A 24,176-nucleotide genomic window follows, 5' to 3' on the forward strand; every position below is an offset into this window, starting at 1 on the left:
ATAACAGAGTGAAATCTATGTGTTCCCCATTTGAATGTCCGGGCCATGGAAAGGAATCGCGCATGAAAAAAACGAAAATCTTTTTTATCATTTATATGTGCTTTTGGCTGGCGGAAAACAGCCTTTCTCCGTACCTGGGCTTATATTATGAAAGCAGAGGGTTGTCCGGGACTCAGATTGGAGTTATCAACAGCGTTTTTTCCGTAGCTGTAATTCTATCCGCCTTGGCGATCGGCGTAATTGGTGATAAGCTTCAGAATTCCCGAACCATCCTCCTGCTCCTGTGCGCAGGAATGATACTGGGTGTAGCCAGTTTGGCTGCCGGGGCCGGATATATCCAGATACTTGGGGCTATAGTCCTGTACGGCTGCGCTTACTCACCCTTTAACGGTATCGTAGACAAAGCGTTGATGGGACAGCTAAAGGGGGAGGAAGAAAAATTCGGAAGATATAGAATGGGAGGTACCATTGGCGCGGGAATCGGCGTGTTAATTGCAGGGATTCTTTTAAAGTATTACACCTTTAAATCCATTTTCTTAACCTACTGTATTACCATGCTTGTATGTTCCCTGTTTTCGGCAAAACTCCCTGTTTTTGGAATAAAACCTGCGGAATCAGCCACCTACCGGGATTATATCATGGTTATACGGCATAAAAACTTCCTGTCCATATACATACCGATGGTAATATGGGGAATTACGGAGTCCGGAGTCATGCAGTTTCAGGCGCTGCATGTGGCGCGATGTGGCTACAGCAGCAGCTATACGAGCCTTTTTATCGCGTCAGCCATGGTGGGAGAATGTCTGATGTTTGGGGTCATACCAAAAATCCTGAAAAAGCTTGGAAAAAGAAAGGCAGTTGTTCTCGCCTACATCCTTCAATTTGGAAGAGCGGGCGCTCTGGCCCTGTTGGGGGTGCTGCCTCTGCCTGTAGTCGTCCTACTGCAAATGACCGGAGGCGGAGCCTATGCCGCGTTGTATTCCACAATCACGCAAATGATCGGTGAAACATTTCCGGAAAAAATCGCCTGTACAGCTCACAATTTAAAACTGGTTGTCACCAGAGGAATTGGAACTACCATCGGTTCTATGTTTCTGGGTATTCTGTATGATAAAGGAATGACGGTTCCGGCATACGGTACGTTGGCCGTAACAGCCGCATTATACGCCGCAGGGATGTTCTTGAAAAAGGAGGAGTTATGCTGAATTCGGCCACAGGCTTTGTATTGGCCATGCTTTCCGCCATATTTTACGGAGCCTCCGCAGTTGTGACAAAGATGATCAGCGATCAGGGCGTCTCAGTTTCGTCAATATTGTTGTTCCGCGGAATCATCGGAGGTATACTTCTTACAGTTCTTTCCTGGGCACATGGCCGAAAAGGTCCAACGCTTGAAAACGAAATGAAGAAAAAAGCGCTCATCCTATCCGTATTCGGAAGCGGAGCGACTCTCCTGCTGCTGAACAAGGCGTATTTATACCTCCCAGTTGGGAGCGTGACCACAATCCACTATCTGTTCCCCTTACTTGTAAATATAATCAGTGCACGGCTATCTAAAAAGCCTATGGATACCAGCACTAAAGTAATTCTCATAATCTGCACGGCAGGCACATTGCTGCTCTTTGATTCTTTGAAATCTTCTCAGCTTCCAGGAGCCGTATGCGCGGTAATCTCCATTGCCACATGGAGTTTTCAGATTCTTTACCTGGAATATTCAGGTCTGACAAAATGCCCTGCAGCCCCGATAGCGGTCCGGCAGTGTATGGTGGTGGCTTCTATGGGGTTATTATGTGGATTGAGAGAGGGGTTCACAATGGGCCTGGTCTGGCATGCCCTTCCACTGTTGGTTCTGGCTGCCGTTATGAATAACGTACTTGCAAATATTCTATTACAGGCAGGGATAAAACGCATTGGAAGCGGTCTCACGGCCATACTATGTATATTCGAGCCCATCAGCAGCATTCTGTTGGGTTACGTGATTTTGGGAGAGACGATGACCGGACGGCAAATCACAGCGGTCCTGGTAATTTTGACAGCTATTGGAATACTGATCATAATGAACAGCAGAGCAGAAAGGGACACGTCATGAATTCAGAAGGCAGAAAAGAGCTGGCTATTAAGGTTGCTAAAATGTACTATATTAATGGAGAGTCTCAGGAAAAAATAGCAGAACTCACTGGTATGAGCCGCTCCAACATTTCGCGTATTCTGAAAAAGTGTTTAGACGAGGGAATTGTCGAAATTACGGTTCATGACACAATCTCTGTCCGCATGAAGCTGGCCCATAGCATACAGACAGCATTTGGCCTGAAGGAGGTAATCATCGTCCATTCAGCCCCTGCGCCGGACCGTATATACCGCAATGTAGGTCAAAGTCTCAGCGTGTATCTGATGAAAATCCTGAAGGATGGTATGACTCTGGGAGTCGGCAGAGGCAGGGCAAGCTATTACATTGGCAGAAATCTCAATAATAAGCAGCATATTCTGGTGGATGTGGTCCAGCTACAGGGAGCTACATCCTCCACCGCTTCTCTGGACGAGGGGGCCGGCATGATTTATTACCTGACCTCCAAACTAAACGGGAAAGGATATGTGCTCAACGCTCCCTTGATGGTAAAGTCCAAACACACACAGCAGGAACTGATGAACAGTGATCTGATTGCCGGTATTCTAAAAAAATACCACGAGCTGGACGTTGCGGTCTTTGAGATCGAAAAGCCCAATCTCTATGTAAATAACCGGTCTGCTCAAGATCTGCTGTCCAAAGCAGATATTTTGCAGCTCGGTGAAATCGGAGTTTCGGCCTGCGTCTGCGGACATTATTTTACAGAAAAAGGCAAAACCTGCAATGTTGGAATCCATGACCGCGTTCTGGCCATCCCTCCCGAATTATTGAAAAAGGTGCCCTACAGCATTGGCATATCCATCGGAAAGTTTGCACTCAGCGCTACTTTAAGCATCCTGAAAGCCGGTCTGGTCAACGTGTTGATCATTGATGAAAATCTTGCCACTCAAATTGACATCCATCTGCAGTCGGCTGGAAACAGCGATTAAAGGACAGAGGTTTCATTTCTGCCTCTTTGGCCAAAACAAAACCCCTGTCCTTCTATCCCCAATTCTCCCCTACAAATTCTCCCTCACAAACCCCTCCATCCCCGCAATGGCTTCCTCCTCGTCCTCCCCCTCTGCCGTCACGACGATCTTATCGTTCTGGTTCACGTTCAAGGCAAGGACGGACATCAGGCTCTTGGGGTTGGCGGTTTTTTCGCCTTTTTGGATGGTGATTTCCGACCGGTAGGCGCGGGCGGTTTGAATCAGCAGGCCGGCGGGCCTGGCATGAAGCCCGATCAGCGATTTTACCGTATATTGAAAGCGTTTCACGAAATGCCTCCTTTTTCCGTTTTACCGCTAAGTGCTCGCTTTTGTTCTAGCTCAAATCCTCTCCGTTGGACGCGATCACCTTCTGCATCCAGGCATAGCTGTCTTTCTTAATGCGCCTGCCGGTGCCTTTTCCGTAGTCGTCCAGGTCCACGTAGATGAAGCCGTAGCGCTTGCTCATCTCGCTGGAGGAGCAGGAAATGATGTCGATGGGGCCCCAGGCGTAGTAGCCTCTCACGTCCACGCCGTCCCGGATGGCCTCCTTCATCTGTTTGATGTGCTCCCGGTAGTAGTCCACGCGGTAATCGTCGTGGACCTGGCCGTCCTCCAGCTTGTCGTAGTAGCCCACGCCGTTCTCCGTGACAAAGATCGGCTTCTGGTAGCGGTCGTAGAATTCGTTGAGCAGAATCCGAAAGCCCACGGGGTCGATGGTCCAGCCCCAGGGGTTGGCGGGCAGCTCTTTGTTGCGGTACACGTCGTTGCCCTTCTCGTAGCTCTCCTTGGAGCAGACCTGGGTGTAGTAGTAAGAGAAGGAGAAGAAATCGGCGGTATTTTTAAAGTCCTCCTCGTCCTGCTCCCCGAACTCCACGTGGATGCCCTGATCCTCAAAGAAGCGGAAGGCGTAGCCCGGATATTTTCCACGTAAAAGCACGTCGGCGAAGAAGTATTCCATCTGGTTGTGCTTTAAGGCGGCCAGCATGTCCTCGGGCTTGCAGCTGGCGGGGTAGTCCGGCCCGCCGCACAGCATCATGCCGATCTGCATCTCCGGGTGGTGCTCGTGGGCGTATTTGGTGGCTCTGGCGCAGGCCACCATCTCATTGTGCACGGCCTGGTATTTGGCGGACCGCAGGTCCTCCACCACGTCCTCGGCCACGCCCAGGTGGTTGAAGGACTCGTGGCCGATCAGGTTGATCTGGTTCACCAGAATCCAGTATTTCACCTTTCCTGCATAGCGGTCAAATACAGTATTGCAGTATTTGACAAAAAAGTCAATGACCTCTCTGGAATACCAGCCCTTGTAGCTCAGGGTCAGGTTCAGGGGCATCTCGTAGTGGGACACCGTGATCATGGGCTCCATTCCGTTTTTCAGAATCTCGTCAAAGAGGTCGTCGTAAAATTTAAGCCCGGCCTCGTTGGGCTCTTTGTCGTCGCCGTTTGGAAAGATTCTGGACCAGTTGATGGAGGTGCGGAAGGTCTTAAGTCCCAGACCCGAAAGCAGCTTTAAATCTTCCTTGTAGGTGTGGTAGAAATCGATTCCGTGGCGCTTGGGGAACACCTTTTCCTTGCTGTCCACAGCCTCTTTTATGTAAGCGCGGGTCAATTCCTCGTTGCCCTTCTTCTCGATGGCGATGTCGTCGCGGAACTCGTTGATGTCCGCGATGCACAGCCCCTTTCCGCCCTCGTTCCACGCGCCCTCAAGCTGGTTGGCCGCAACCGCGCCGCCCCACATAAAATTCTCGGGAAATCCCGCCGGTACTCTGCTCATATGCTATGCCTCCTATTTTCAATTCAAATTGTCGTCAAAGAAATTCACCGTTGCGTCGACCACCACTTTTACGACCTCCTGGTCGCCCTCGTATCCGCCCAGGCCGTGACCGGCGCGGGGAATGTTGAGGTTGGCGGTGATGCTGGTGTTCACTGCGGTTTCCAATACCTGATCCGTGATGGATTTTACCACCGTGTCGTCGATTCCGCCGGTCACCACCAGCAGATTTCCGGTGTAGGCGGCCAACTGCTCTAAGGGTTTGCCCTCCTTTAATTCCTGAAGGTACTCCGCCCCCACCTCAATGTCCTCGTCCCAGATGTGGATCACGCCCTTGCCGTCGGTCTGAGACTTTTTCAGCTGCTCTTCCATTTGCGCGGCAGTGCCCATGGCGGAAGCCGCGTCGAATCCGTTGGACGCCGCGGGGGCCCACAGCACTGCTGTGTGAAACGCCTCTTTGTCCAGATAGAGGGAAGCTAAACGTCCGCCCATGCTGTATCCCAGGATTCCCAGGCGGCTCTCGTCCACCTTGACCGCCTCACGGGCATAGGCCAGGGCCGCGTCCAGATCGTCGCTCATGTTCTTAAAGTTGTATTCCAGAAAACTCTCCGTGCTCTCGTTGCAGCCCGGGAAATCGATGCGCATGGAAGCGATGCCCCGCTCTGCCAGGCCGTCGGCCACCGCCGTGAACTCGCCGCTCTCGTCCCTGCTGCCCATAAAGCCGTGGGCAAATAACACCAGCGGGCAGCCGTTTTCACCGATGTTCGCCGGCACCGTGAAGGTGGCGTGGATCTCTGTGCCCCTTGCGGAGGGGATCAGAATCTCGCCTGTGGCAAGGGCCTCTTTCCCGGCCTCCTCCGGCTCGGCCGCGGCCGCTACTGCGGCCTCGGCTTCCTGCTTCTTCTCTTCCTCGGTTTTTCCGGCTTCCAGATAACTGGTGTCGCCGCAGGTCTCCAGGGTGTAAACGCCGTCCTTGTAGGTCAGAATGGAAACGCTGCAGTTGCTGATGTCCTCGCCCTGGTACTGTCCGGGCACCACCAGCTCTAATATGGTGGGAATCTCGCTTCCGCTGGATACCACCAGGGCGTTGCCGCCGCCCGCCTCCTGGGTGACTTTTACGATCTCATCCATAGCCTCTCTGGTGCGCTTGGTGATCTGGTCGTAGGTCTCCGCCTGCTTTAACGCGTCGTTGGCCGCGATGGCGTTGGCGATGTCCTCGTCGGTCATCTGCTTTAACAGCTCCCCGTACTTGGACCACTCTGCGTCGAATTTCAGCCCGTGGGCCTCAAAGATGGGGTCCCACATCTCCGCGTTCATTTTCCCCTCGTAGCCGCCGTAAAACCACTCCCGCAGCCCGATGACTTCCCGCAGCTCCGGCGCCGGTCCCGCATTCTGGGCCAGGATGCGCAGGGCGGTCTCCCGCTGGCGTCCCAAGTCGCTGCTGAAGGCGGAAACGAACTTGATATCCTTCATCCCACGGCCCACGGCGTCCGCCTGGCTCTCCCCTTTTTCTGTCAGCGGACTGTCGATCCAGCCCTGAACCTGGTCCGTGGTATTTAAAAATGTCTTTCCATGGCGCACAAGATAGAGGGTGATTGAGCCGTCCCCCTCGGGGGCCTTTTCGGCCTCCGCGCTCCCTGTCTCCCCGGCAGCTTTGGTGGTATCGGCGGCCCCCTGTGGCGCGCCCGTCTGTGTACTGCATGCGGTCAGTGTCCCCGCCACCGCACATGCCAGCAGCATTTTATACAATTTCCTCATATGAAAACTCCCCTTTTTACCTTCTCGTATTTTTTGTCAATTTACCGGTTTTCCAGCGCCTCAAAACGCTTCTCCCAGCTCTCAAAAATCTTCAACATCTGCTTGGCAATGTTGATCTCGCTGTAAATGGTCATCAGCGTGTCCTGTGCATGGGCAAAGAGCAGGGTGTACTCCTGTTTCTCGCCCCGGGTCTCCCCCTGGATCGCATCCGTCTGCACCCGGTGGGCCTCGGTGATCTTCTTGTTGGCCTCTTTCATTTTCTCGTTTGCCAGCGCAAAATTCTGCTCCGCAATGGCATTTAAGGCGTCCCTGCACAGCAGCCGGGCATCCCCGGCGCTGATGATAATGGACATGGCAGCGGTCAGCGTTTTCTCGTCAATCATCTGGTTTTCCATATTTTACCTCCTGATTAAATTGAGTGTGTCATCAACCCTTCGTCTGCTCGTTCTCGATTTCCAGCTTCTCATAGGTCTTGAAGAACGGATACCAGATCACGGTTCCCAGCACCGCGCAGAGAAGCATGAGCAGAATTCCCTTGATGCTCTGTGTGGTCAGCCAGGTGCTGATGGGGAACGGGCAGTACCACATGTCGAACACGATGGTGGGAATGGGCGCAAAGGGAATCACTTTTGTGAATACCCAGATTACCAGCGGCAGCACGATGCTGGTGAGCCACATGGGAATCATCATGATCGGGTTCCAGGCCACGCAGCCGAACACAACCGGCTCATTGATATTAAATACGGCGGGCACCAGGCAGGCGCGGCCCAGGGCTTTTAACTTGGCGCTCCTGGAGATGGCCAGCATGATAACCAACGGGAAGGTGCACCCGATACCGCCGATCCACATGTAAGCGGAGTAAATGGTGGGATCCGTCACCAGGTTCAAGGTTTCGGGCGTCGCGGTTCCAGCCGCAACCATGGCGATGTTGGCCGTGATGCCGATCATAAACGCGGGTTTTGTCACCGGTGTGAGCACCTAGCTGGAAATACCCATTGAGTACAAAAAGCAGGCCAGGAAGGAAGAAAGCACAAACCCGAAGGGCGTCTGGATAATGGCAGCCACCGGCATGAAGATTCCCTGGATCATGTTGTAGACGTCCAGTCCCAGGATATCCACCAGAACCCACACCACGATGATCACAATGCCGATGGGAAGCAGGGAGTCGAACCAGGCCCGCACGAAATCCGGAATCACGGAATCCTCTTTAAAGAAGGAGAACTTGCCGAACAGCCCTACGATATACCCGGAGAAAATACCGGCGATAATGGCTATGAACATGCCGCCCGCTCCCAGAGAATCGTGGGAGAAGCCGATGGCGCCGTCCGCCACCACCTGGGGCGTGATGATCATTAAAAATGTAACGATACCGGTGAGTCCGGCGATAATCCGCTGTTTGCGCAGGCGTTTCTTTTCCATCAGGTTAAAGGGAATCAAAAACGCCACAAACAGGGAAAGCATTCCCATGGTCCACCCGAAGGGCGTCCAGAAGTTGGGCCACCAGGTCCAGCCGAACACGTCTCCCGGTATGGTCAGGCAGCAGAAGATGGAGCCAAGCAGGATAAACGGAAGCACCTGCATAATGGAATCCTTCAGCGTAACCACCCACACGTTGCGGTTCACCACGTTCATTTTCGGAGCAAAATCATTCTCCAGCCAGCTAATTAATTTCTTCATTCTTAAAACTCCCCCTTATCCCGTTTCTAAACGTTTATTCCATTTCCGCAATGAGATGGTCCAGCGCCTTGTCGCCGTCCAGCGTGGAATAATACTCCGGCTTCATCAGAATCACCTTCACATCGTTGTCCCCGATGTACTCCTCCACCTCGTCCAGAATGTAGGCCAGGTGCGGGCCCACCATCAGCGCGTCGATCTCGTCCACGTAGTTCTCAATCTCGCTCTCGCTTCTGGCCTTGATGTCCATCTCTGCCCCTCTGGCCACGGCCGCTCTTCTCATGTTGGTGGCCATAAATCCTGAACTTGCACCGGAACCGCATACTAACAGAACGTTTAATTTTTTCATAAATGATTTCTCCTTTCATCTCCCGCTTCTGCGGGACGTCTTTGTTTGTTTTATCTGCAATCATCATACAAAATTCATTTCCATGGTGCAACTTTACTTTTGCACCCCGGCCGTGCAAGTAATTGTTTGCACATAGGTTGTGCAATTTTTTAGTTGAAAACCGTTTTGGGGGATACTATAATAGGAATATTAGATAGATTGTCTGAACGGAAGGAGGACGGATATGAAGCCTAAAATGATTAAGTTGATTCGGATTCTGTCCGATTATACGGAGTTTGTCACGGCTTCCAGCCTGGCCGCCAACATGGATGTGTCCACCCGGAGCATCAAGAGCTATATTCAGGAGATCAATTCCTTTTATCCCGATGCCATCGAGTCCTCCCGGGAGGGCTACCGCATCGACAAACAGGCCGCCAGACGGATTCTGGAGGAATCGGGCACCCACATCCCCCAGTCGTCCCAGGAGCGCATCGTATACATCATCAACAGCCTGATCAAGAGCGATACCTCCGTCAACACCTACGATCTCTGCGACGAGATGTACGTCAGCTATTCCACCATCAAAAACGACCTTCAGGCGGTTAAAAGCCGGCTGCGCAAATACGACCTCCAGCTGAACAACAATCACGACAATCTGACCGTATCCGGCCTGGAAAAGAACAAGCGCAGGCTGCTCAGCTCGATTCTCTACGACGAGTCCAACGTGAACTTCGTCAATTTAGAGACGATCCAGAACATTTTCCCGGAGATCGAGATTGAGTTAATTAAGGACAGCTTGCTGGAGATTTTCGACCGGTTTCATTATTTTGTGAATGATTACTCCCTGATCAACCTGGTGCTGCACATCACTATCGCAATCGACCGGATCCGCAACCGCAACGTCAACACGGAGGACATTCACGACATGCCCCCCATCAGCTCCCACGAGTATGAGCTGGCCCGGAACATCGCCCGCAAGATCGAGGAGGATTTCCAGATCGAATACAACCAGGCCGAGGTCTACGAGCTGGCGCTGCTCCTCATTTCCCGGGCAACGGCCATCGACTACCAGAGCATCACGGTCTCCAATCTGGGAGATTTTATCACCCCGGAATGCCTCGCCCTGGTTAAAGAGCTGATCTCCGACGTCAATTCCTTTTACTATATCGATCTGACGGAGCCGGAGTTCCTGATCCGCTTTGCACTGCACATACGGAACCTGCTCCAGCGCTCCAAAAACAATTATTTCAGCCGGAACCCGCTGACCGAGGAGATCAAGACCTCCTGCCCGTTGATCTACGACGTTTCCGTCTGCTTATCCAGCATCATCAAGGAGCGCACCGGCATCTCCATCAACGACGACGAGATCGCATACATCGCCTTCCACCTGGGAAGCACGCTGGAGGCTCAGAAAAACTTAAGTGAAAAGGTCACGGCGGCCCTCTACTGCCCCAGCTACTACGACACCAACGTCAAGCTGACCGACACCATCAACCGGCATTTTTCCTCGGAGCTTCTGATCACCAATATTTTCACCGAGGAGCGGGAACTGGAAAAAGCCGGTAAAAGCGACCTGGTGCTGTCCACGGTGCCGTTAAACTCCGTGATCCAGCTGCCGCTCCTGCAGATCAGCCCCTTTTTCACGGAAAAGGACGTGCAGTCCCTGCGCAGGCAGCTGACGGAAATCAAGACCAACAAGCGCCGCAAGCAGTTCCGGGAATACCTGGAATACCTGATCGTGCCGGAATTCTTCGAGCGGCGGGACGATCTGACGGATTACGACCAGGTCGTCCGGCACATGGTGGGGAAAATGGTCTCCATGGGGTATGTGGACGAGGATTTTGAGCAGGATATCCGCGCCAGGGAACAGCTGTCCGCCACCGCGTTCCAGGATTTCGCCATCCCCCACGCCATGAAGATGCGGGCCCACAAAACCGGGATCAACGTGCTGATCTCCGACACGCCGGTCAGATGGGGGGATAAGCAGGTGCGCATCGTGCTGATGCTCTGCCTCAACCGGGACGAGCGGTTTATCTTTAATGAGATTTTTGAACCGCTGACCATGGTGCTCAGCAGCCGGGAGAATGTGAAGCGGTTGGTGACGGCGGGGGATTATCAGGAATTTATTGGGATGTTGGCGGGGTTTATGGAGTTTTGAATGCGGGGGCAGGTAAGCCGCTTCCCACATAGTGAAAGCGCCGCAGGATACTGGAAACCAGTATTCCTGCGGCGCTTTGTTGAATGCGGTAAGTTGTTGGCTCGCCGTTGCTTGATTCTGTGCTTCTAACCGCCCCGTTCATTTTACGGTTTCTGCATACTCCCGTCCGGCAGCCGCATCTCAATCCAAGGCGTTTTCTCCTTATTACAAGGATATTCCGCCGCCATCTTCTCGTCGAACTCCACGCCCCATCCCGGCTTGCCGCTCACGTAGGCGTAACCGCCCTTGATGTACGGGCAGCCCGGGAACATTTCCGCCATGGGTTCCGGGACTCCGGGCCATTCCTGGATGCCGAAGTTGGCCACCGCCATGTCCAGATGCAGGTTGACCGCGTACCCGATGGGCGACATATCCGGGGAGCCGTGCCAGGCCATGCGGACGCCGAACTGCTCGCAGAGAGCCGCCAGCTTTCTGGCCGGAGTCAGGCCGCCGATGTGGGAGACGTGGGCCCGCATGTAGTCGATCAGGCGCTCCTTGACCAGCTCCTCCCACTCCATGGGATTGTTGAACAGCTCCCCGTGGGCCAGGGGCGTGGAGGTCTGGCAGCGGATGTGCCGGTACCACATTCCCTGGTCCGGCGGCAGCAGGTCCTCCAAAAACAGCGGGGAGTACGGCTCCACCCGCTTTGCCAGCCACAGAGCCGTGGAGGGGGCCACCCGCTCGTGGACGTCGTGGCACAGCTCCACCTGGTCCCCCACCCGGGTTCGGACGTAGTCAAACATCCGCACCACCCGGCGGCAGTATTCCTGGGGATCGATATAATACCCGTCCTGGGCCCCCTGGGGCGCATGGCTTGCGGCCTGAACGGGATCGCGGCTCAGCTGGATGCGCACATTGCGCACGTCCCGGGCCATCCAGGCCTTCACCTGGTCCACCAGCTCGTCCAGATCGCCGCTCTCGGCGTAACAATAAACCGGCACCGCTTCCCTGGACCGCCCTCCAAGGAGGTCGTAGACCGGCATCCCCGCCATCTTGCCCTTGATGTCCCACAGGGCCAGGTCCACGGCGCCAATGGCGTTGTTGATCACCGGCCCGTTGCGCCAGTAGGTGGCCACGTTCATCATCTGCCAGATATCCTCAATGCGCGACACGTCCCGGCCTATGAGCAGCGGGTTCAGATATTCTTCAATGACCTGCGCCACCGTCTCGTGGCGGTAGGTGAAGGTGCCGCAGCCCAGCCCGTAAAGCCCCGGCTCCGAGGTATTTACCCGCACGATGGTCAGGTTGAAGCCCCCTGGCCTGGTGCAGGTGACGCTTATATTCCGAATTGTAACAGTCATGTTCTTTCTCCTCGTCACATTATGATTTTACCGCCCCGCTTGTGAGGCCGCTGACAAAGTATTTCTGCAGACAGATAAACAGCAGGATTAACGGCAGACTGGCCATCAGGGAGGCCGCCATCATGTCGTTCCAGCGGATCTGCTGGAATCCGTTCATCTCCGCGATGCCCACGGAAAGCGTCTTCATCTCCGGCCTGCTGGTCAGGATAAACGCGAACATATACTCGTTCCAGGAGGTGATGAAGGCGTAAATGCTGGTGGAGGCGATGCCGGGCAGGGTCAGCGGGAGAATGATCCGGCTGAAGCACTGCCAGGAATTGCAGCCGTCGATCCTGGCCGCCTCGTCCAGATCCAGCGGCAGGGCCCGGAAAAACCCCAGCATGGTCCAGGTGCAGAACGGCACCGTAAAGGAGATGTAGACCAGAATCAGCCCCAGATGGGTGTCCAGCAGATGCATTTTCCCGATGATGCTGTAAAACGGCACCAGCAGCATGACCGAAGGGAACATCTGCGTCACCAGAATAAACGTCATCAGACTGTTCCTGCCCCGGAACTTAAACCGCGTCAGACCGTATCCGGCCAGGCAGGAGGCGAACACGGACACCGCCATGGAAAACAGCACGATGACAAAGCTGTTTTTAAAATACGTCCCGAAGGGATATTCGCTCCACAGCCGGCCGAAGGCCTCAAAGGAAATCTGCTGCGGTATCCACCTGGGCGGTTTGGCGATGGTCTCCCCGTAGGATTTGAACGCCGTGGACACCATCCACAGCACCGGTATCAGCACCAGGGAGGCCAGCAGTCCAAGAAGCGCGTACATAGCCGCCCCGGCCATGATCTTTTTTCTTCTCATTCCCATATGCTCAGTCATTCTCCAGCACCTTTCTGTAAATAATTCCCAGCAAATAGCAGATCAGGAACACGATGACGGACATGGCCGCGGCCGATCCGAAATTAAAGTTGTCGAACGCCTGTTTATAGATGGAAATGCTGATCAGGGAGGTGGTGTCCCCCGGTCCCCCCTGGGTCAGCACCCAGACCAGGGTATAGTGCTTGAACCACCAGACCGTATCCAGCACCAGGGTCACCGTCAGCACGGATCTGAGCCCCGGCAGCGTCACGTAGCGGAAGGACTGCCACAGGTTGGCGCCGTCGATGCGGGCGGCCTCCTTCACATCGTCGGAGATGGATTGCAGGCCGGCCAGGAGCATCATCATGATCATGGGGTAGCCCTTCCAGATACAGATGGCTATCACGATGGGCAGGGCCAGACCGGCGTTACTGAGCCACACCTGGGGCGCGTCGATGAGCCCCAGCTGCATGAGCATGTGGTTGAAGATTCCGTAAACCGGATTCAGAATCCATTTGAACAGCAGAGCCACCACGCTGTCCGGAAACAGCCATGGGAGCAGAAAGATGACGCGGAACACCGCCCGCCCTCTAAAGTTCCGGTCCAGCAGCAGAGCCAATATCATTCCGAAGAAGAAATGCCCCGCCACCACGCCTGCGGTGAACTTCACGGTCACCAGCATCTGCCCCAGAAATTCCGGGCTTTTCAGGGCTTCCAGATAGTAGCGCAGCCCCACGAAGGTCCATTTCTTCACCAGGTTGGTCTTGAAAAAGCTGATATAAACGCCGTAAGCCAGGGGATAGACCACCAGGGCCGCCAAAACGGCGGCCACCGGCAGTACAAAGAGATATCCGTTGATCTCCCGCCGGGATACGCTCCCGGCGCTCCCTGGTGAGAGGCGGGCTTTTGATGTTTCTTTCTCCATGACAATCACCAGATTTTCTTCCGTCAGTTTTCAGCTTCAATGAGGGCCGCGGACTTCTCCACCAGCGTCCCGTAAGCCTCGTCAAATGTGGCCACGCCGGACAGCACGTTGGAGTACGCCTCCCCGATGGTATCCAGCAGCGCCGGATACTGGGCAAATGTCTCGGGGTCCACCGCGTAGTCCAGGGCTCCCAGGAATCCTTTAAACAGCACGGAGCTGAAATAGGGGTCGTCGCTGGCCTCGGTTCTGGTGGGCATCCGCCCCGTCTTCTGTCCGAAGTAGATGGCGTTCTCCTTGCTCGTGATAAACTTCATGTAATCCGCCGCCACGTCCTTGTTCTCACAGCTCTCGGAGATGGCGTAGCCGCCGATGCCGGAGATGGAGACATGGGCCTCGCCCCTGGGGATCACAAAGCTCCCCAGCTTTCCCTCCAGGCCGGGATTGGTGGTGGTGATAAAGCCCAGGGAGTGAGGCCCGGACAGGATCATTCCGGTCTGCTCCGAGGTGAACAGCTCCATGGAAGCGGAGTAGTCAACCTCTGTGGGGCCCGGAGGCACCACGCCGTGCTCGGTGTACAGGTCCGTAAAATACTTCAGGCCAGCCTTGAACTGCTCCGTTCCGATGTCCGTGGCCCATTTTCCCTCTTTTTCATAGATCTCGTCCGCGCCGAAGGACTTGCTGAACAGCACGAACCGCTGCTCGCCGGAGTTGTTTCTGCTTCCCACCATGCTGAAGGCCCATTTGTCCACCTGGCCGTCGCCGTCGGTGTCCCGGGTCAGCGCTTTGCTCACCTCCAGAAATTCGTCCCAGGTCTCCGGGATCTCAAGGCCCAGCTCCTCGAACCAGTCCGTGCGGTAGATGACCGCGTAGGGCGAGGCGTACCAGGGAATACTCATCATCCGTCCGTTGATCTTAGCGTCCTTGAGCAGGTTGGGATTGTAGCCGGACAGCCACTCTTCTCCCAGCAGGCCCTCCAGGTCCGCCACAATATCCAGATCGTAGAGCTGAGGCATAAAATCATTGGGCACAAAGAACATATCCGGCAGGTTGTCCCCCGTGGCCATGGTCACGATGCGCTTGGAAACCTCGGCGGCAGGCATGGAAATAAACTCGATCTTCACGTTGGGGTGAAGCTCCATGTACTTGTCCGCCAGCTCCTGCTCCAGATCCCCCTCCGGCTTCTCCGTCACCATGGCGGAGGCGATGGTCAGCGTGACCTCGCCGGCCTGGTCCCCGGCGTTGGACTGATCCGCGGAATCGGCCTGGTCCCCGGCGCTCTTCTGGGCGTCCGCCTGATCTCCCGCGCTCTCCCGGGCGTTCTCCTGGCCCTGGGCGGCGCTGCTTCCGGCGGCCGCCTGACCGCCTCCGCTTCCCCCGCCGCAGCCAGCCAGCGATGCGGCCAGCGTCAACGCCGCCAGTGTCCTGAACATTTTTTTCATAAATAAAAATCCCCCTTTCCGGTCTGTCAGATAGTTGTTCCGTTCAGTTGTATGTCGTAATACAACTTGATGGTGAATTCAATATATCATCATTATTTTTGCCTGTCAATATGTTTTTTTCAAATTTATTTTTGGTGAATTTTCCTAGAAATATTGACATTTTTGCGGTTCCGGTTTATAGTGGTAGCAAACGATGTATGTTGTAATACATCTTTCGGAGGCGAGAGAACATGGCAATCGGTACCATCACAAAACAGAGAATGGATGCGGCTGTTTACGACGCCCTTCTGGCGGATATAAAGAACGGAACCTGGAAAAGCGGCGAGAAGCTGCCCTCGGAGACGGACCTCGGTCAGAGGATGGGGGTGAGCCGGGTCACGGTCCGGGCGGCCATCCAGCGGCTTCAGGCCATCGGCCTGGTGGAGGTGAAGCACGGCAAAGGCACCTATGTGGTAAAGCCGGAAGAGATTTACGATATGTCCAATTTTGAACGGGAGCTGGATCTGACGGAGAAGGAATTCAATGAGATCAATGCGCTGCGGGAGGCCATCGAGATTCAGTCCATCCGCCTGATCATGCAGCAGGAGCGCGTGGACTTGGAAGCCATCGGCTCCGCCTACTTCGGCATGAAGCGGGCCCTTGCGGAGCGCAATTACGAGGAATACACCAAGCAGGACTACATGTTTCATCTGTCCATTATCCTGGCCTCGGGCAACGACATTTTCATTCAGATCATCAACATTTTCAAGAACATGTATTACAAATATTTCCAGGAATTGAATAAATTTATGTTCGAGAACACAAAGGAATCCGAGGCGCTGCTGCAGAGTTCCCTGAGCTCCTCAGACTCCCACTCCAAGCTGTACCACTACCTGACCCACCAGAACGACCTGGATTTGAACGAGCTCATGACCACCTTCACGGACGGCAACAAAAAGCGCTTCCAGTCCTACCTGCAAAAACGGGACCGGGAGCGGAAACGCAAAGAAGCCGCCCAAAACAGCAAAAAGGAGAGCTGACATGGAGACATTTTTTTACGTGGGAACCTACACACAGCCCATCCACTTCGGCACCGGGGAGGTGCTTTTAGGAAAGGGCGAGGGGATTTACTGCATCGCCCTGGATCACGATACGGGTACGGCCCGGGTGGTCCACGTGAATCCTTCTGTGCCCAACCCATCCTTTCTCTGCTGTTCGGGGCAGGGCTTTCTCTGGGCGGTCAGCGAGCTGAAGGAGTACGAGGGGATGGCGTCGGGAGCCGTCTCCTCCTTCCGCATCCACCGGGATTCCCTGGCTTTGGAGCGGATCAACACCGTGCAAACCATGGGGGAGAACCCCTGCTATGTGTCCGTGGACCCGGAGTCCGGCCTGCTGTTTGCGGCCAACTACTCCTCCGGCTCCCTGTCGGTGTTCCCGGTAAACGGCGACGGCTCCCTGGAACCCGTCTGCCAGCTGATCACGCGGGTTGGCAGCGGTCCGAGAACGGACCGCCAGGAAGGGCCTCACGTCCACTGCGCCGTGCCACTGCCGGGTATGAGCCGGGTTTTGGCCTGCGATCTGGGCACAGACCGGATCTGTGAATATCCCATCCGCCCGGATAATTCCCGTCTGTCGGAGGATCTTGTGCGGGAAAATGCCGCCCCGGCGGGGAGCGGCCCCAGGTACCTGGCGTTTTCCGCCGGGCTGGACGTCTGCTATGTCTCGCTGGAGCTGTCCTCCGGGATTCTGACCCTGCGGCGGGACGGCTCCGGCTGGACGCCGGTTCAGACCGTGGATTCCTGCGACAAGTCCCATACCTACGGTGCGCATATTGAAAATCTCTGCGCGGATATCCACCTCATGCCGGACGGCAGGTTCCTCTACTGCTCCAACCGCGGGCGGGACTGCATCTCCGCCTTCGCCGTGGCCCCGGACGGGACCTTACGCCACCGGGGCGATTTCCCGTCCAACGGGCGGACGCCCAGAAGCTTCTGTGTTGATCCGTCCGGCGCTTATCTGCTCTGCGCCAACCAGGACTCGGACAACGTGTCCATTTTCCGAATCAGGCAGGAGGATGGGGGGCTGGAGCTGACCGGAGCGGTGGAGATTCCCACACCGGTGAATGTTGTGGCGCTGCCGGAATTGGATTGATAAAAACGCACAGCCCCTTTTTGCAATGTGGATTGACCACGGATTTGCAAAAAGGGGCTGTTTTTGATTGGATGTTGTGATTACTTTTTCAGAATCCGCTTTAGGGTGGCTTCGTCCGGCAGGTTTACCGTCTGGAAATTCCCTTTGTAGAATATGGCCCAGTTGTTGAACACGCAGGGCAGTTCCTTCGCTTTTTGCAGGGAATCCACATGGTGGACGGACACCGGGACGGCGTTCATTTCACAGTAGCGCCGGATTCGTTCCAGATACTGGCTGATGTAAGGGCACTGGAGATTGTAATAGATGGTCAGCTCCTGGGGCCCGATCTTTCCCTGTTTTGCGCTTGGGGCGAATTGGGGCTTTGTCCCGTCCAGAGAAAGCGCAAGCAGATCGTACCCGTAATCGGTGGTGTCCACCACCTCAAAACCGTATTTCTTCGCAAAGGACTGGTCGGAAAGCCAGGATTTCTGTTTATTTGCACCCAGCATGCAAATGCCGGACTTTCCCTTTTCTCTGGCGTCGGCCAGGCAGTAGTCCATCAGCGCCTTCCCATAACCATTCCCCTTGTGTTCGCCGGTAACCCACAGGCAGTACAGATAGTAATAGTTGTCCCCGAGGATGGGAACCCAGGCGGTTTCAAGAGGGGCGTATTCGATAAATACTACGGCTTTTTCATTTAATTTGCGGAAAACGTGCCCTTCCTCTAAGCGCTCGGAAAGCCATTGCCGCTTTGCCTCCACGCCCGGGTGGGGCTTTTTGCTGCGGATGATGCAGCATAAATGCTCGTCCGCCAGGTTGTCGGTTGTCAGGTTTACAAAATCTGGGTTCATATTGTTCCTCGTTTCGATTGTTTTTGGATCAGGCGTAGCAGCCTGGGGCGGTTATATCGCTGCACCATCACAAAGGCGGCGTCTAAAAGAGCGGCAAGGCAGGATGTGATCAGGAAAACGCCTGTGGACCCGAACCAGATGGGAAACAGGAGCGGGATGAAGCTGAGCACTGTGATCACTTCGTGGACAATTTCCGCCTGGCAGGACGCCTGGATCAGCTGGGAGGCGGAATGCGTTTTTGTGTGAAAGTCTTCCGGGTTGAGGGCGGGAAGCAGCTTTTTCCACTGTTTTATCCTGAGAGCCCGATACAGTGCCGGTTCAAATGGCTTTTCCTGAAACCATTTTTTGGTGTAAACCATGCGGTTATGAAATGCTGCATGGATCAGGCCGCCCGCCAGAAGGCGCATGGCAAAGTGGTAAAACGTGGTGCCGGACGTGACGGCGGCGGCGTAAAGGATCGGGCTCTTTGTGTGGGTGTAACGGAGCGTCAGGATCAAGAGGGAAAGACCCAGAATTGCCGTTACGACATATAATTTGGTTTTCAGGGACATCGCGGTGCCTTTCTTTGAAGCGTGGCGGGATGCAAACCGGGGCGTTTCTTATAGTTTAATTGCTGGCTGCGGAAAAGTCAAATCCGCGGGAATACTTGTGGGAATATGACATGACGGAATGCGAAATAGGGGCTTCCACAGACGCTCTGTTTGTGATAGGATTAAGGAAATGTATCTCTAGTTACATTCGATTGCAGAGTTCTTCTGCAACGGTCTATGGCCAAATCGGCCGGGATTCACGTTTATCTAATTTCACATCTGGAGGAATGTCTATGGAATTCAATCACAATCAGGAAACAGTTTCTTGCGGGGCGCAGACGGAGGCGGTTCGCTGGATGGAGCGCCACCCGGAGGTGTTCGGGCCCTGCAGCGCAAGGGATGAGGTGTTGGCGGAGCTGGAAAAGGACGAGGCGCTTTTTGCGGAGTATCAAAGGCTGTCCCAGGGGTTAAAGGAGGAGTTTTTGCACTTCTGTATGGGGGTGAACGGGATGCGGATCACTTATGATCCCATGTTTAAGTTTGTCTTTGACCCTGGAACGAAGCCGGAGCGGCTGGAGGAGTTCATCAGTCTCTGCCTTGGGGAGAAGGTGAAGATTCTCCAGGTGATTCCCAATGAATCCGGGCGGCTGACCGAGGGCGGGTCTCTGCTGGTGATGGATATTCTGGTAAGACTGGCGTCCGGGGCGTTAGTGAACGTGGAGATTCAGCGAGTGGGCTACCTGTTTCCCGGCGCCCGCTGCGCCTGTTATTCCAGCGACCTGCTCATGCGGCAGTATTCCCAGGTGCGGGAGGAGAAGCGCAGGACCGGGGAGCGGTTTTCGTATCACGATATCAAGCGGGTCTATACCATTGTGCTGATTCAGAAAAGCACTGCTGAATTTCACCGGTGCCCGAAGGAGTATCTTCATTACGCGAGGCAGACTTTTAATACCGGTCTGGAGCTGGACATGCTGCAGGAATACCTGTTGATCCCGCTTGACATTTTTCGGGAAAACCATCAAAATATAAGTAGGAAACTGGATGCATGGCTGCTGTTCATCGCCTCGGATCAGCCATGCGACATCCGCGAAGTGATCGAGGCTTACCCCGAGTTTACAGAGCTGTACCGGGAGGTATTTGACTTCCGGTATCATAAGAAGGAGCTGGTGAGTATGTATTCGGAGGCACTGAGAATTCTGGATCAGAATACAGTGGAATTGATGGTGGAGTTGCAGCAGGAGGAGATTAAGGCGTTGAGGGAGAAGAACCTTCGGCAGGAGGAGGAAATGCGCCGACAGGAGACGGAAATGCGTAGAAAAGAAGAAGAAATGCGCAGACAGATGGAAACGTATAAGAAAGAAAACCTGCACTTGCAAAAACTCCTCGATCAAAAGAACACCTAAAGACGCTCCCCACCGTCAGTTCCGTTTATGTGGTCAAACGGCTGCGCTGATTTCAACAACCGACGTTGCCTTAAGAATAGGAGCCGTCCCCATGGATTTAAACTGTTTAAAAACAAAATGGCTGCAGGAGGAGCGCATCGCCCACATCCACGGATGGGATTTCTCCCATATTGAAGGGCGCTTTGAAGAAGGTCAGGACATCCCCTGGAATTACGAAGCAATCGTGCGGCGGTATCTGTCGCCGGAGTCCAGGCTGCTGGATATCGATACAGGTGGCGGGGAATTTTTGCTGAGCCTGAATCATCCCCCGGAAAACACCAGCGCAACAGAGGGCTATCCGCCCAACGTCAGCCTGTGTCAGTCGCTCCTGCCTCCTCTCGGAATTGACTTTCGGGAAGCCGACCGCTCCGATTGTCTGCCCTTTGACAGCGGCTCCTTTGATCTTGTGATCAACCGTCACGGCCGTTTTGACGCCCGTGAGCTATACCGCATTTTAAAGCCCGGCGGCTGTTTTGTGACGCAACAGGTGGGCGCGGAAAACGACCGCGAACTGGTCGATTTGCTGCTCCCCGGCACGAAACTGGCGTTCCCGGAGCAGTATCTGGAAAAAGCGGTCCAGTCATTTACGGAGGCCGGATTTGAAATTTTGCAGTCCCGGGAAGCGTTCCCCAAAATCCGCTTTTACAATGTGGGCGCGCTGGTATGGTTTGCCAGGATTATCGAATGGGAATTTCCGGGATTCTCCGTGGAATCCTGTTTCAGCCAGCTGTGCCGGGCCCAAAATCTGCTGGACAAAGAGGGCGTGATCGAAGCGTCCACCCACCGATTCCTGTTGGCAGCCGCGAAACCGGTCGAGTAAAAAGAAGTAAACTGCAATCATTAGAAAGGATCAGAAATCATATGAAAATCATTGAAATCCAGGAGAGAACCCCAGCGCTGCTCCAATCCCTGCTGGAGATATGGGAGAATTCGGTGAGAGCGACACATCTGTTTTTGTCCGGCCCGGAAATCGAACAGATCAAGTCTTACGTTCCCCAGGCATTGGAGGCGATACCGCATCTGATTGTAGCGGTAAATGAAAATGAATCTCCCGTTGGTTTTATGGGGATTGACGGACAGAAACTGGAAATGCTGTTCATTTCCAGCGGGGAACGTGGGAAAGGAACCGGGAAACAGTTAATAAACTATGGGATTCAAGCTTACTCTGTCCGCGAGCTGGCCGTAAATGAGCAGAATCCACTGGCAAAGGGGTTTTATGAACACATGGGCTTCCACGTCTATCAACGGACGGATCACGACGAACAGGGAAACCCTTACCCGCTTCTATACATGAGATTGGGTTGACAACAGGCGCACCCTCCCGCCGGTTGGCGAAGGCGCGCCTCGCAGAAACAGATAATTTTAGTTTCGTTCCTTGTCGATATAAAATGACTGCAATGATTTCTCTATTCCGAGTTTTTCATAAAACCCTTCCGCTTCCGGCTGTGCGCCGAAAAACAGGGGCGTTGGAGTGAGATCCATGGCGCGCCGCATCAGCTCTCTCCCAATCCCCCGTTTTTGATATTCCTTCAGGACAAGCACCTCCGTTATCGTGCCGAACAGATAGCCATCGCTCAGGATGCGGAGGCAGCCGACCAATTTGCTGCCGTGCCATGCGGTGATGTTGATCGTTCTGTCAATGGCCTCCTGCATGCGCCTGACGTCATACGCACCGGGCCATACCTGATTTGCCATCTCAATCAAACATTCGGATTTCAGCTCTTTATCATCGTTGATATAGTGAATCACAGCAATCCCCTCCAGAATCCCTTTTATTTGAACCGCCCTTCAATCCGCATGCCGGACTGCCGCGCGTGTTCCTTTTTTTACCATCTTAAAGGCGGATTTCCAAAATGTCAAATCGATTTTTCCCGGAAATCCTTTAAGAAACGCAGCGAACCCTATCCCCGGAAACGGCAGTTCTCCCGTTTCCCGTCTCCTCCTTTCTAAGCTCCCGGAACACGCGGCGCACGCAGAATACCGCCGCCACAAAGGAGACAACATCCGCAATGGGGCCGGAGTAGAGGGCGCCCGTGACGCCCAGATAGCGGGGCAGGATCAGAGTCAGCGGAACGCTGAGAATAAAATCCCGCAGCAGTGACAGGCTCATGGAGAGCATCGGTTTTCCCAGGGACTGGAGAAAAATACTGCAGGCCTTCTGAACGCAGCAGAGGGCGATGGTACATAGAAACACACGGAAGGAAATCACCGCGAACTCATTGTACAGTTCATTCTCGCTGCCAAATATCCGGATGATCGGCAAGGGAAAGCACTCGAAACAGATCATGGCAATCAGACCCACACACGCCTCGGCCGTCATCATGACGGTAAAAATCCGGCGCACGCGGTCATGGCGGCCCGCGCCGTAATTATAGCCCACAATGGGCTGGGAACCGGCTGCGATCCCCACCACTATGGATACCACGATCTGGAACACCTTCATCACGATTCCAACCACAGTCAGCGGGATGTCCGCGCCGTACCTGGAACGGGCTCCATAGATCACCAGCACATTATTCATTACCACCATGATGACGACAATGGAAATCTGTGTCAGAAAGCTGCTGATCCCAAGGGGCATGGTTCGCCTGAGCAGTCCGTACTCCGGGCGGAAGCTGGAACGTTTCAGGCGGAAGGATTTGGTGCGGAAAAGGTAACAGGCCGCCAGCAATCCGGACACCAGCTGACCGGCCACCGTAGCCAGAGCGGCCCCGGCCATCCCCCAGTGCAGTACAAAAATCGCTATTGGGTCCAGCACTACGTTGATCGCACAGCCGATCAGGGTGGATAACATGGCGAACGCCGGACTGCCGTCAGCACGAATCACTGAGTTCATGTCATTTGCGAACATAAAAAATGGGATTCCCACCACAATATAGCGGAAATACTCACGGGCATAAGCGATGTTGTTCTTCGTTGCCCCGAACGCCCAGAGCAGTTTATCCTGAAATACTGCCAGCAGCACAGTCAGGACCAGACCCGTGGCCACGATCACCGTCACCGCGTTTCCCACGCTGCGATGCGCCCGCTCCCCGTCCCCCATGCCCTGGCAGATGCTCAGGAAAGCGGCGCAGCCGTCCCCCACCAGCAGCGCGATGGCCAGCGCGACAATGGTTACCGGAAATACCACGTTGGTAGCCCCGTTTCCCAGATACCCCACGCCACGGCCGATGAAAATCTGATCCACAATATTATACAGAGCCGACACCAGAAGAGACATGATGCAGGGAATGGAAAACTTCAGCATCAGCGGCCCCACCGGTTCCTCTGCCAGATATCGGTTTGCTTGTTCATTCATATGTTTGATTCCTCCTACTGTTTCCTGAAAATGGCGGTTGGATAACCGAATATTTATAAAAAGAAAAAGGCTGTATCCCTCCCGTGAATGGCCTTCACGAAAGAGCTACAACCATGTTTCATACCTAAACTATAGCATATTGATCCAACACGTGTAAGCGGGAAACTACACAAAAATTACCTGCCGTATAATTGTATACATTGCACAAATCCCTCCAGAAGCTGGCAGCCGGTCACAATGCCGCCGCCGGCATTTGCCTGGAATCTTCTTTATTTCAAGCGTTCCCGCCCAGTTCCCCGCGCCGTTTACCGTTCTCCGGCAAAAAGGAATACTGATAGGCCCGGGACAGGACGCCGATCTCCTCCAGCGCCCCCACGGTCCGGTAAACGGTGGCCAGCCCCAGCCCGGGGTCTTTTTTGCGGGCCTCGTAATAAATATCCTTGCAGGTAGCCCAGTTCCCCGCCAGAATCACATCCAAAAGCATGTTCCGCTGTTCCGTTATGCGCTTCCCACGTTTTTGGAGCTCGTCAATCACCTGCTCCTTTTGCCACATGTCGGTTTCCTCCTCGCGTTATCTCCGGCTTTGCAGGGCCTTGTTTTTCTGTTTCGCCGCAGG

Annotated in this window: 23 protein-coding genes and 1 pseudogene; 9 read left to right on the forward strand and 15 right to left on the reverse strand. The window is 54.4% G+C overall.

The window, feature by feature from the left end; all coding sequences use genetic code 11:
• The first annotated feature begins 62 nt into the window (after positions 1 to 62).
• From ACK2JC_RS08255 to ACK2JC_RS08265, 3 genes are read left to right on the forward strand one after another with little or no spacing between them, the layout of a single operon-like run.
• Complete coding sequence (locus ACK2JC_RS08255) at positions 63 to 1,205, forward strand: MFS transporter (protein ID WP_320938328.1); 1,143 nt, start codon at positions 63 to 65, stop codon at positions 1,203 to 1,205.
• Positions 1,199 to 2,086 carry a DMT family transporter gene (locus ACK2JC_RS08260; protein ID WP_320938329.1) on the forward strand — a complete coding sequence of 296 codons (888 nt, stop codon included), beginning with the start codon at positions 1,199 to 1,201 and terminating at the stop codon, positions 2,084 to 2,086. Before ACK2JC_RS08255 ends, ACK2JC_RS08260 begins: the two co-directional genes overlap by 7 nt.
• Positions 2,083 to 3,051, forward strand: coding sequence for a sugar-binding transcriptional regulator (locus ACK2JC_RS08265; protein WP_320938330.1), 969 nt, complete (start codon positions 2,083 to 2,085; stop codon positions 3,049 to 3,051). The genes ACK2JC_RS08260 and ACK2JC_RS08265 overlap by 4 nt, the downstream gene beginning before the upstream one ends.
• 69 nt (positions 3,052 to 3,120) lie before the next feature.
• Here ACK2JC_RS08265 and ACK2JC_RS08270 read toward each other — a convergent pair whose 3' ends face one another.
• From ACK2JC_RS08270 to ACK2JC_RS08295, 6 genes and pseudogenes are all read right to left on the reverse strand, one after another.
• Complete coding sequence (locus tag ACK2JC_RS08270) at positions 3,121 to 3,378, reverse strand: HPr family phosphocarrier protein (RefSeq protein ID WP_320938331.1); 258 nt, start codon at positions 3,376 to 3,378, stop codon at positions 3,121 to 3,123.
• A gap of 46 nt (positions 3,379 to 3,424) precedes the next feature.
• Complete coding sequence (locus ACK2JC_RS08275) at positions 3,425 to 4,861, reverse strand: glycoside hydrolase family 1 protein (RefSeq protein WP_320938332.1); 1,437 nt, start codon at positions 4,859 to 4,861, stop codon at positions 3,425 to 3,427.
• A gap of 18 nt (positions 4,862 to 4,879) precedes the next feature.
• On the reverse strand, positions 4,880 to 6,616 hold the full coding sequence (locus ACK2JC_RS08280; RefSeq protein ID WP_320938333.1) for an alpha/beta fold hydrolase: 1,737 nt from the start codon (positions 6,614 to 6,616) through the stop codon (positions 4,880 to 4,882).
• 41 nt (positions 6,617 to 6,657) lie between these two features.
• The gene (locus tag ACK2JC_RS08285; protein ID WP_182481701.1) at positions 6,658 to 7,011 is read right to left on the reverse strand and encodes a PTS lactose/cellobiose transporter subunit IIA; all 354 of its coding nucleotides are present in this window, start codon (positions 7,009 to 7,011) and stop codon (positions 6,658 to 6,660) included.
• Between the two features lie 31 nt (positions 7,012 to 7,042).
• A pseudogene (locus tag ACK2JC_RS08290) lies at positions 7,043 to 8,293 on the reverse strand (PTS sugar transporter subunit IIC).
• A 34-nt stretch (positions 8,294 to 8,327) separates the two neighbouring features.
• Positions 8,328 to 8,639, reverse strand: a complete 312-nt coding sequence (locus tag ACK2JC_RS08295) for a PTS sugar transporter subunit IIB (RefSeq protein ID WP_320938334.1) — start codon at positions 8,637 to 8,639, stop codon at positions 8,328 to 8,330.
• A 223-nt stretch (positions 8,640 to 8,862) separates the two neighbouring features.
• Here ACK2JC_RS08295 and ACK2JC_RS08300 point away from each other — a divergent pair, with 223 nt between their 5' ends.
• Positions 8,863 to 10,776: a BglG family transcription antiterminator gene (locus ACK2JC_RS08300; RefSeq protein ID WP_320938335.1), complete on the forward strand. Its 1,914-nt coding sequence runs from the start codon at positions 8,863 to 8,865 to the stop codon at positions 10,774 to 10,776.
• Positions 10,777 to 10,919: 143 nt separating this feature from the next.
• Here ACK2JC_RS08300 and ACK2JC_RS08305 read toward each other — a convergent pair whose 3' ends face one another.
• From ACK2JC_RS08305 to ACK2JC_RS08320, 4 genes are read right to left on the reverse strand one after another with little or no spacing between them, the layout of a single operon-like run.
• Positions 10,920 to 12,116: an enolase C-terminal domain-like protein gene (locus ACK2JC_RS08305; RefSeq protein WP_320938336.1), complete on the reverse strand. Its 1,197-nt coding sequence runs from the start codon at positions 12,114 to 12,116 to the stop codon at positions 10,920 to 10,922.
• A 19-nt stretch (positions 12,117 to 12,135) separates the two neighbouring features.
• Positions 12,136 to 12,975: a carbohydrate ABC transporter permease gene (locus ACK2JC_RS08310; protein ID WP_242956386.1), complete on the reverse strand. Its 840-nt coding sequence runs from the start codon at positions 12,973 to 12,975 to the stop codon at positions 12,136 to 12,138.
• Between the two features lie 4 nt (positions 12,976 to 12,979).
• Positions 12,980 to 13,891: a sugar ABC transporter permease gene (locus tag ACK2JC_RS08315; protein ID WP_320938337.1), complete on the reverse strand. Its 912-nt coding sequence runs from the start codon at positions 13,889 to 13,891 to the stop codon at positions 12,980 to 12,982.
• A gap of 23 nt (positions 13,892 to 13,914) precedes the next feature.
• Entirely contained in the window at positions 13,915 to 15,330 is a 1,416-nt protein-coding gene (locus ACK2JC_RS08320) for a sugar ABC transporter substrate-binding protein (RefSeq protein ID WP_320938338.1), read from the reverse strand.
• A gap of 230 nt (positions 15,331 to 15,560) precedes the next feature.
• Here ACK2JC_RS08320 and ACK2JC_RS08325 point away from each other — a divergent pair, with 230 nt between their 5' ends.
• The gene (locus ACK2JC_RS08325) at positions 15,561 to 16,349 is read left to right on the forward strand and encodes a FadR/GntR family transcriptional regulator (RefSeq protein ID WP_276954079.1); all 789 of its coding nucleotides are present in this window, start codon (positions 15,561 to 15,563) and stop codon (positions 16,347 to 16,349) included.
• Position 16,350: 1 nt separating this feature from the next.
• Complete coding sequence (locus tag ACK2JC_RS08330) at positions 16,351 to 17,460, forward strand: lactonase family protein (RefSeq protein WP_368271303.1); 1,110 nt, start codon at positions 16,351 to 16,353, stop codon at positions 17,458 to 17,460.
• Between the two features lie 80 nt (positions 17,461 to 17,540).
• On the opposite strand, the gene ACK2JC_RS08335 is transcribed toward ACK2JC_RS08330, so the two are convergent.
• Positions 17,541 to 18,290, reverse strand: a complete 750-nt coding sequence (locus tag ACK2JC_RS08335; RefSeq protein ID WP_107435979.1) for a GNAT family N-acetyltransferase — start codon at positions 18,288 to 18,290, stop codon at positions 17,541 to 17,543.
• Positions 18,287 to 18,841 carry a hypothetical protein gene (locus ACK2JC_RS08340; RefSeq protein ID WP_107435980.1) on the reverse strand — a complete coding sequence of 185 codons (555 nt, stop codon included), beginning with the start codon at positions 18,839 to 18,841 and terminating at the stop codon, positions 18,287 to 18,289. Before ACK2JC_RS08340 ends, ACK2JC_RS08335 begins: the two co-directional genes overlap by 4 nt.
• A gap of 272 nt (positions 18,842 to 19,113) precedes the next feature.
• On the opposite strand from ACK2JC_RS08340, the gene ACK2JC_RS08345 reads away from it, so the two are divergent.
• The 3 genes from ACK2JC_RS08345 (at position 19,114) to ACK2JC_RS08355 (ending at position 21,567) form a co-directional block, all read left to right on the forward strand.
• Entirely contained in the window at positions 19,114 to 20,223 is a 1,110-nt protein-coding gene (locus ACK2JC_RS08345) for a PD-(D/E)XK nuclease family transposase (RefSeq protein WP_411338471.1), read from the forward strand.
• Between the two features lie 91 nt (positions 20,224 to 20,314).
• Positions 20,315 to 21,082 (forward strand): class I SAM-dependent methyltransferase, encoded by a 768-nt coding sequence (locus ACK2JC_RS08350; RefSeq protein WP_411338472.1) that lies wholly within the window; start codon positions 20,315 to 20,317, stop codon positions 21,080 to 21,082.
• Positions 21,083 to 21,123: 41 nt separating this feature from the next.
• Positions 21,124 to 21,567: a GNAT family N-acetyltransferase gene (locus ACK2JC_RS08355; protein ID WP_092370493.1), complete on the forward strand. Its 444-nt coding sequence runs from the start codon at positions 21,124 to 21,126 to the stop codon at positions 21,565 to 21,567.
• A 57-nt stretch (positions 21,568 to 21,624) separates the two neighbouring features.
• Here the strand turns inward: ACK2JC_RS08355 and ACK2JC_RS08360 are convergent, their stop codons facing one another.
• From ACK2JC_RS08360 to ACK2JC_RS08370, 3 genes are all read right to left on the reverse strand, one after another.
• Positions 21,625 to 22,008: a GNAT family N-acetyltransferase gene (locus ACK2JC_RS08360; RefSeq protein ID WP_408608746.1), complete on the reverse strand. Its 384-nt coding sequence runs from the start codon at positions 22,006 to 22,008 to the stop codon at positions 21,625 to 21,627.
• Between the two features lie 136 nt (positions 22,009 to 22,144).
• The gene (locus ACK2JC_RS08365; protein WP_320937913.1) at positions 22,145 to 23,560 is read right to left on the reverse strand and encodes an MATE family efflux transporter; all 1,416 of its coding nucleotides are present in this window, start codon (positions 23,558 to 23,560) and stop codon (positions 22,145 to 22,147) included.
• Positions 23,561 to 23,834: 274 nt separating this feature from the next.
• Positions 23,835 to 24,113: a Fur family transcriptional regulator gene (locus tag ACK2JC_RS08370; RefSeq protein ID WP_320937914.1), complete on the reverse strand. Its 279-nt coding sequence runs from the start codon at positions 24,111 to 24,113 to the stop codon at positions 23,835 to 23,837.
• Positions 24,114 to 24,176: the final 63 nt, after the last annotated feature.

Origin of the sequence: Enterocloster lavalensis (assembly GCF_046603895.1) — a bacterium.
Taxonomy (GTDB): domain Bacteria; phylum Bacillota; class Clostridia; order Lachnospirales; family Lachnospiraceae; genus Enterocloster; species Enterocloster lavalensis.

Excerpts from the sequence above, each read along its gene's own strand:
- ACK2JC_RS08255 (WP_320938328.1), top strand. The coding sequence starts at position 63 with ATGAAAAAAACGAAAATCTTTTTTATCATTTATATGTGCTTTTGGCTG.
- ACK2JC_RS08345 (WP_411338471.1), top strand. The coding sequence starts at position 19,114 with ATGGAATTCAATCACAATCAGGAAACAGTTTCTTGCGGGGCGCAGACG.
- ACK2JC_RS08275 (WP_320938332.1), bottom strand. The coding sequence starts at position 4,861 with ATGAGCAGAGTACCGGCGGGATTTCCCGAGAATTTTATGTGGGGCGGC.
- ACK2JC_RS08285 (WP_182481701.1), bottom strand. The coding sequence starts at position 7,011 with ATGGAAAACCAGATGATTGACGAGAAAACGCTGACCGCTGCCATGTCC.
- ACK2JC_RS08330 (WP_368271303.1), top strand. The coding sequence starts at position 16,351 with ATGGAGACATTTTTTTACGTGGGAACCTACACACAGCCCATCCACTTC.
- ACK2JC_RS08295 (WP_320938334.1), bottom strand. The coding sequence starts at position 8,639 with ATGAAAAAATTAAACGTTCTGTTAGTATGCGGTTCCGGTGCAAGTTCA.
- ACK2JC_RS08265 (WP_320938330.1), top strand. The coding sequence starts at position 2,083 with ATGAATTCAGAAGGCAGAAAAGAGCTGGCTATTAAGGTTGCTAAAATG.
- ACK2JC_RS08335 (WP_107435979.1), bottom strand. The coding sequence starts at position 18,290 with ATGAACCCAGATTTTGTAAACCTGACAACCGACAACCTGGCGGACGAG.
- ACK2JC_RS08260 (WP_320938329.1), top strand. The coding sequence starts at position 1,199 with ATGCTGAATTCGGCCACAGGCTTTGTATTGGCCATGCTTTCCGCCATA.
- ACK2JC_RS08355 (WP_092370493.1), top strand. The coding sequence starts at position 21,124 with ATGAAAATCATTGAAATCCAGGAGAGAACCCCAGCGCTGCTCCAATCC.
- ACK2JC_RS08280 (WP_320938333.1), bottom strand. The coding sequence starts at position 6,616 with ATGAGGAAATTGTATAAAATGCTGCTGGCATGTGCGGTGGCGGGGACA.
- ACK2JC_RS08350 (WP_411338472.1), top strand. The coding sequence starts at position 20,315 with ATGGATTTAAACTGTTTAAAAACAAAATGGCTGCAGGAGGAGCGCATC.
- ACK2JC_RS08325 (WP_276954079.1), top strand. The coding sequence starts at position 15,561 with ATGGCAATCGGTACCATCACAAAACAGAGAATGGATGCGGCTGTTTAC.
- ACK2JC_RS08320 (WP_320938338.1), bottom strand. The coding sequence starts at position 15,330 with ATGAAAAAAATGTTCAGGACACTGGCGGCGTTGACGCTGGCCGCATCG.
- ACK2JC_RS08315 (WP_320938337.1), bottom strand. The coding sequence starts at position 13,891 with ATGGAGAAAGAAACATCAAAAGCCCGCCTCTCACCAGGGAGCGCCGGG.
- ACK2JC_RS08310 (WP_242956386.1), bottom strand. The coding sequence starts at position 12,975 with ATGGGAATGAGAAGAAAAAAGATCATGGCCGGGGCGGCTATGTACGCG.
- ACK2JC_RS08300 (WP_320938335.1), top strand. The coding sequence starts at position 8,863 with ATGAAGCCTAAAATGATTAAGTTGATTCGGATTCTGTCCGATTATACG.
- ACK2JC_RS08305 (WP_320938336.1), bottom strand. The coding sequence starts at position 12,116 with ATGACTGTTACAATTCGGAATATAAGCGTCACCTGCACCAGGCCAGGG.
- ACK2JC_RS08340 (WP_107435980.1), bottom strand. The coding sequence starts at position 18,841 with ATGTCCCTGAAAACCAAATTATATGTCGTAACGGCAATTCTGGGTCTT.
- ACK2JC_RS08365 (WP_320937913.1), bottom strand. The coding sequence starts at position 23,560 with ATGAATGAACAAGCAAACCGATATCTGGCAGAGGAACCGGTGGGGCCG.
- ACK2JC_RS08370 (WP_320937914.1), bottom strand. The coding sequence starts at position 24,113 with ATGTGGCAAAAGGAGCAGGTGATTGACGAGCTCCAAAAACGTGGGAAG.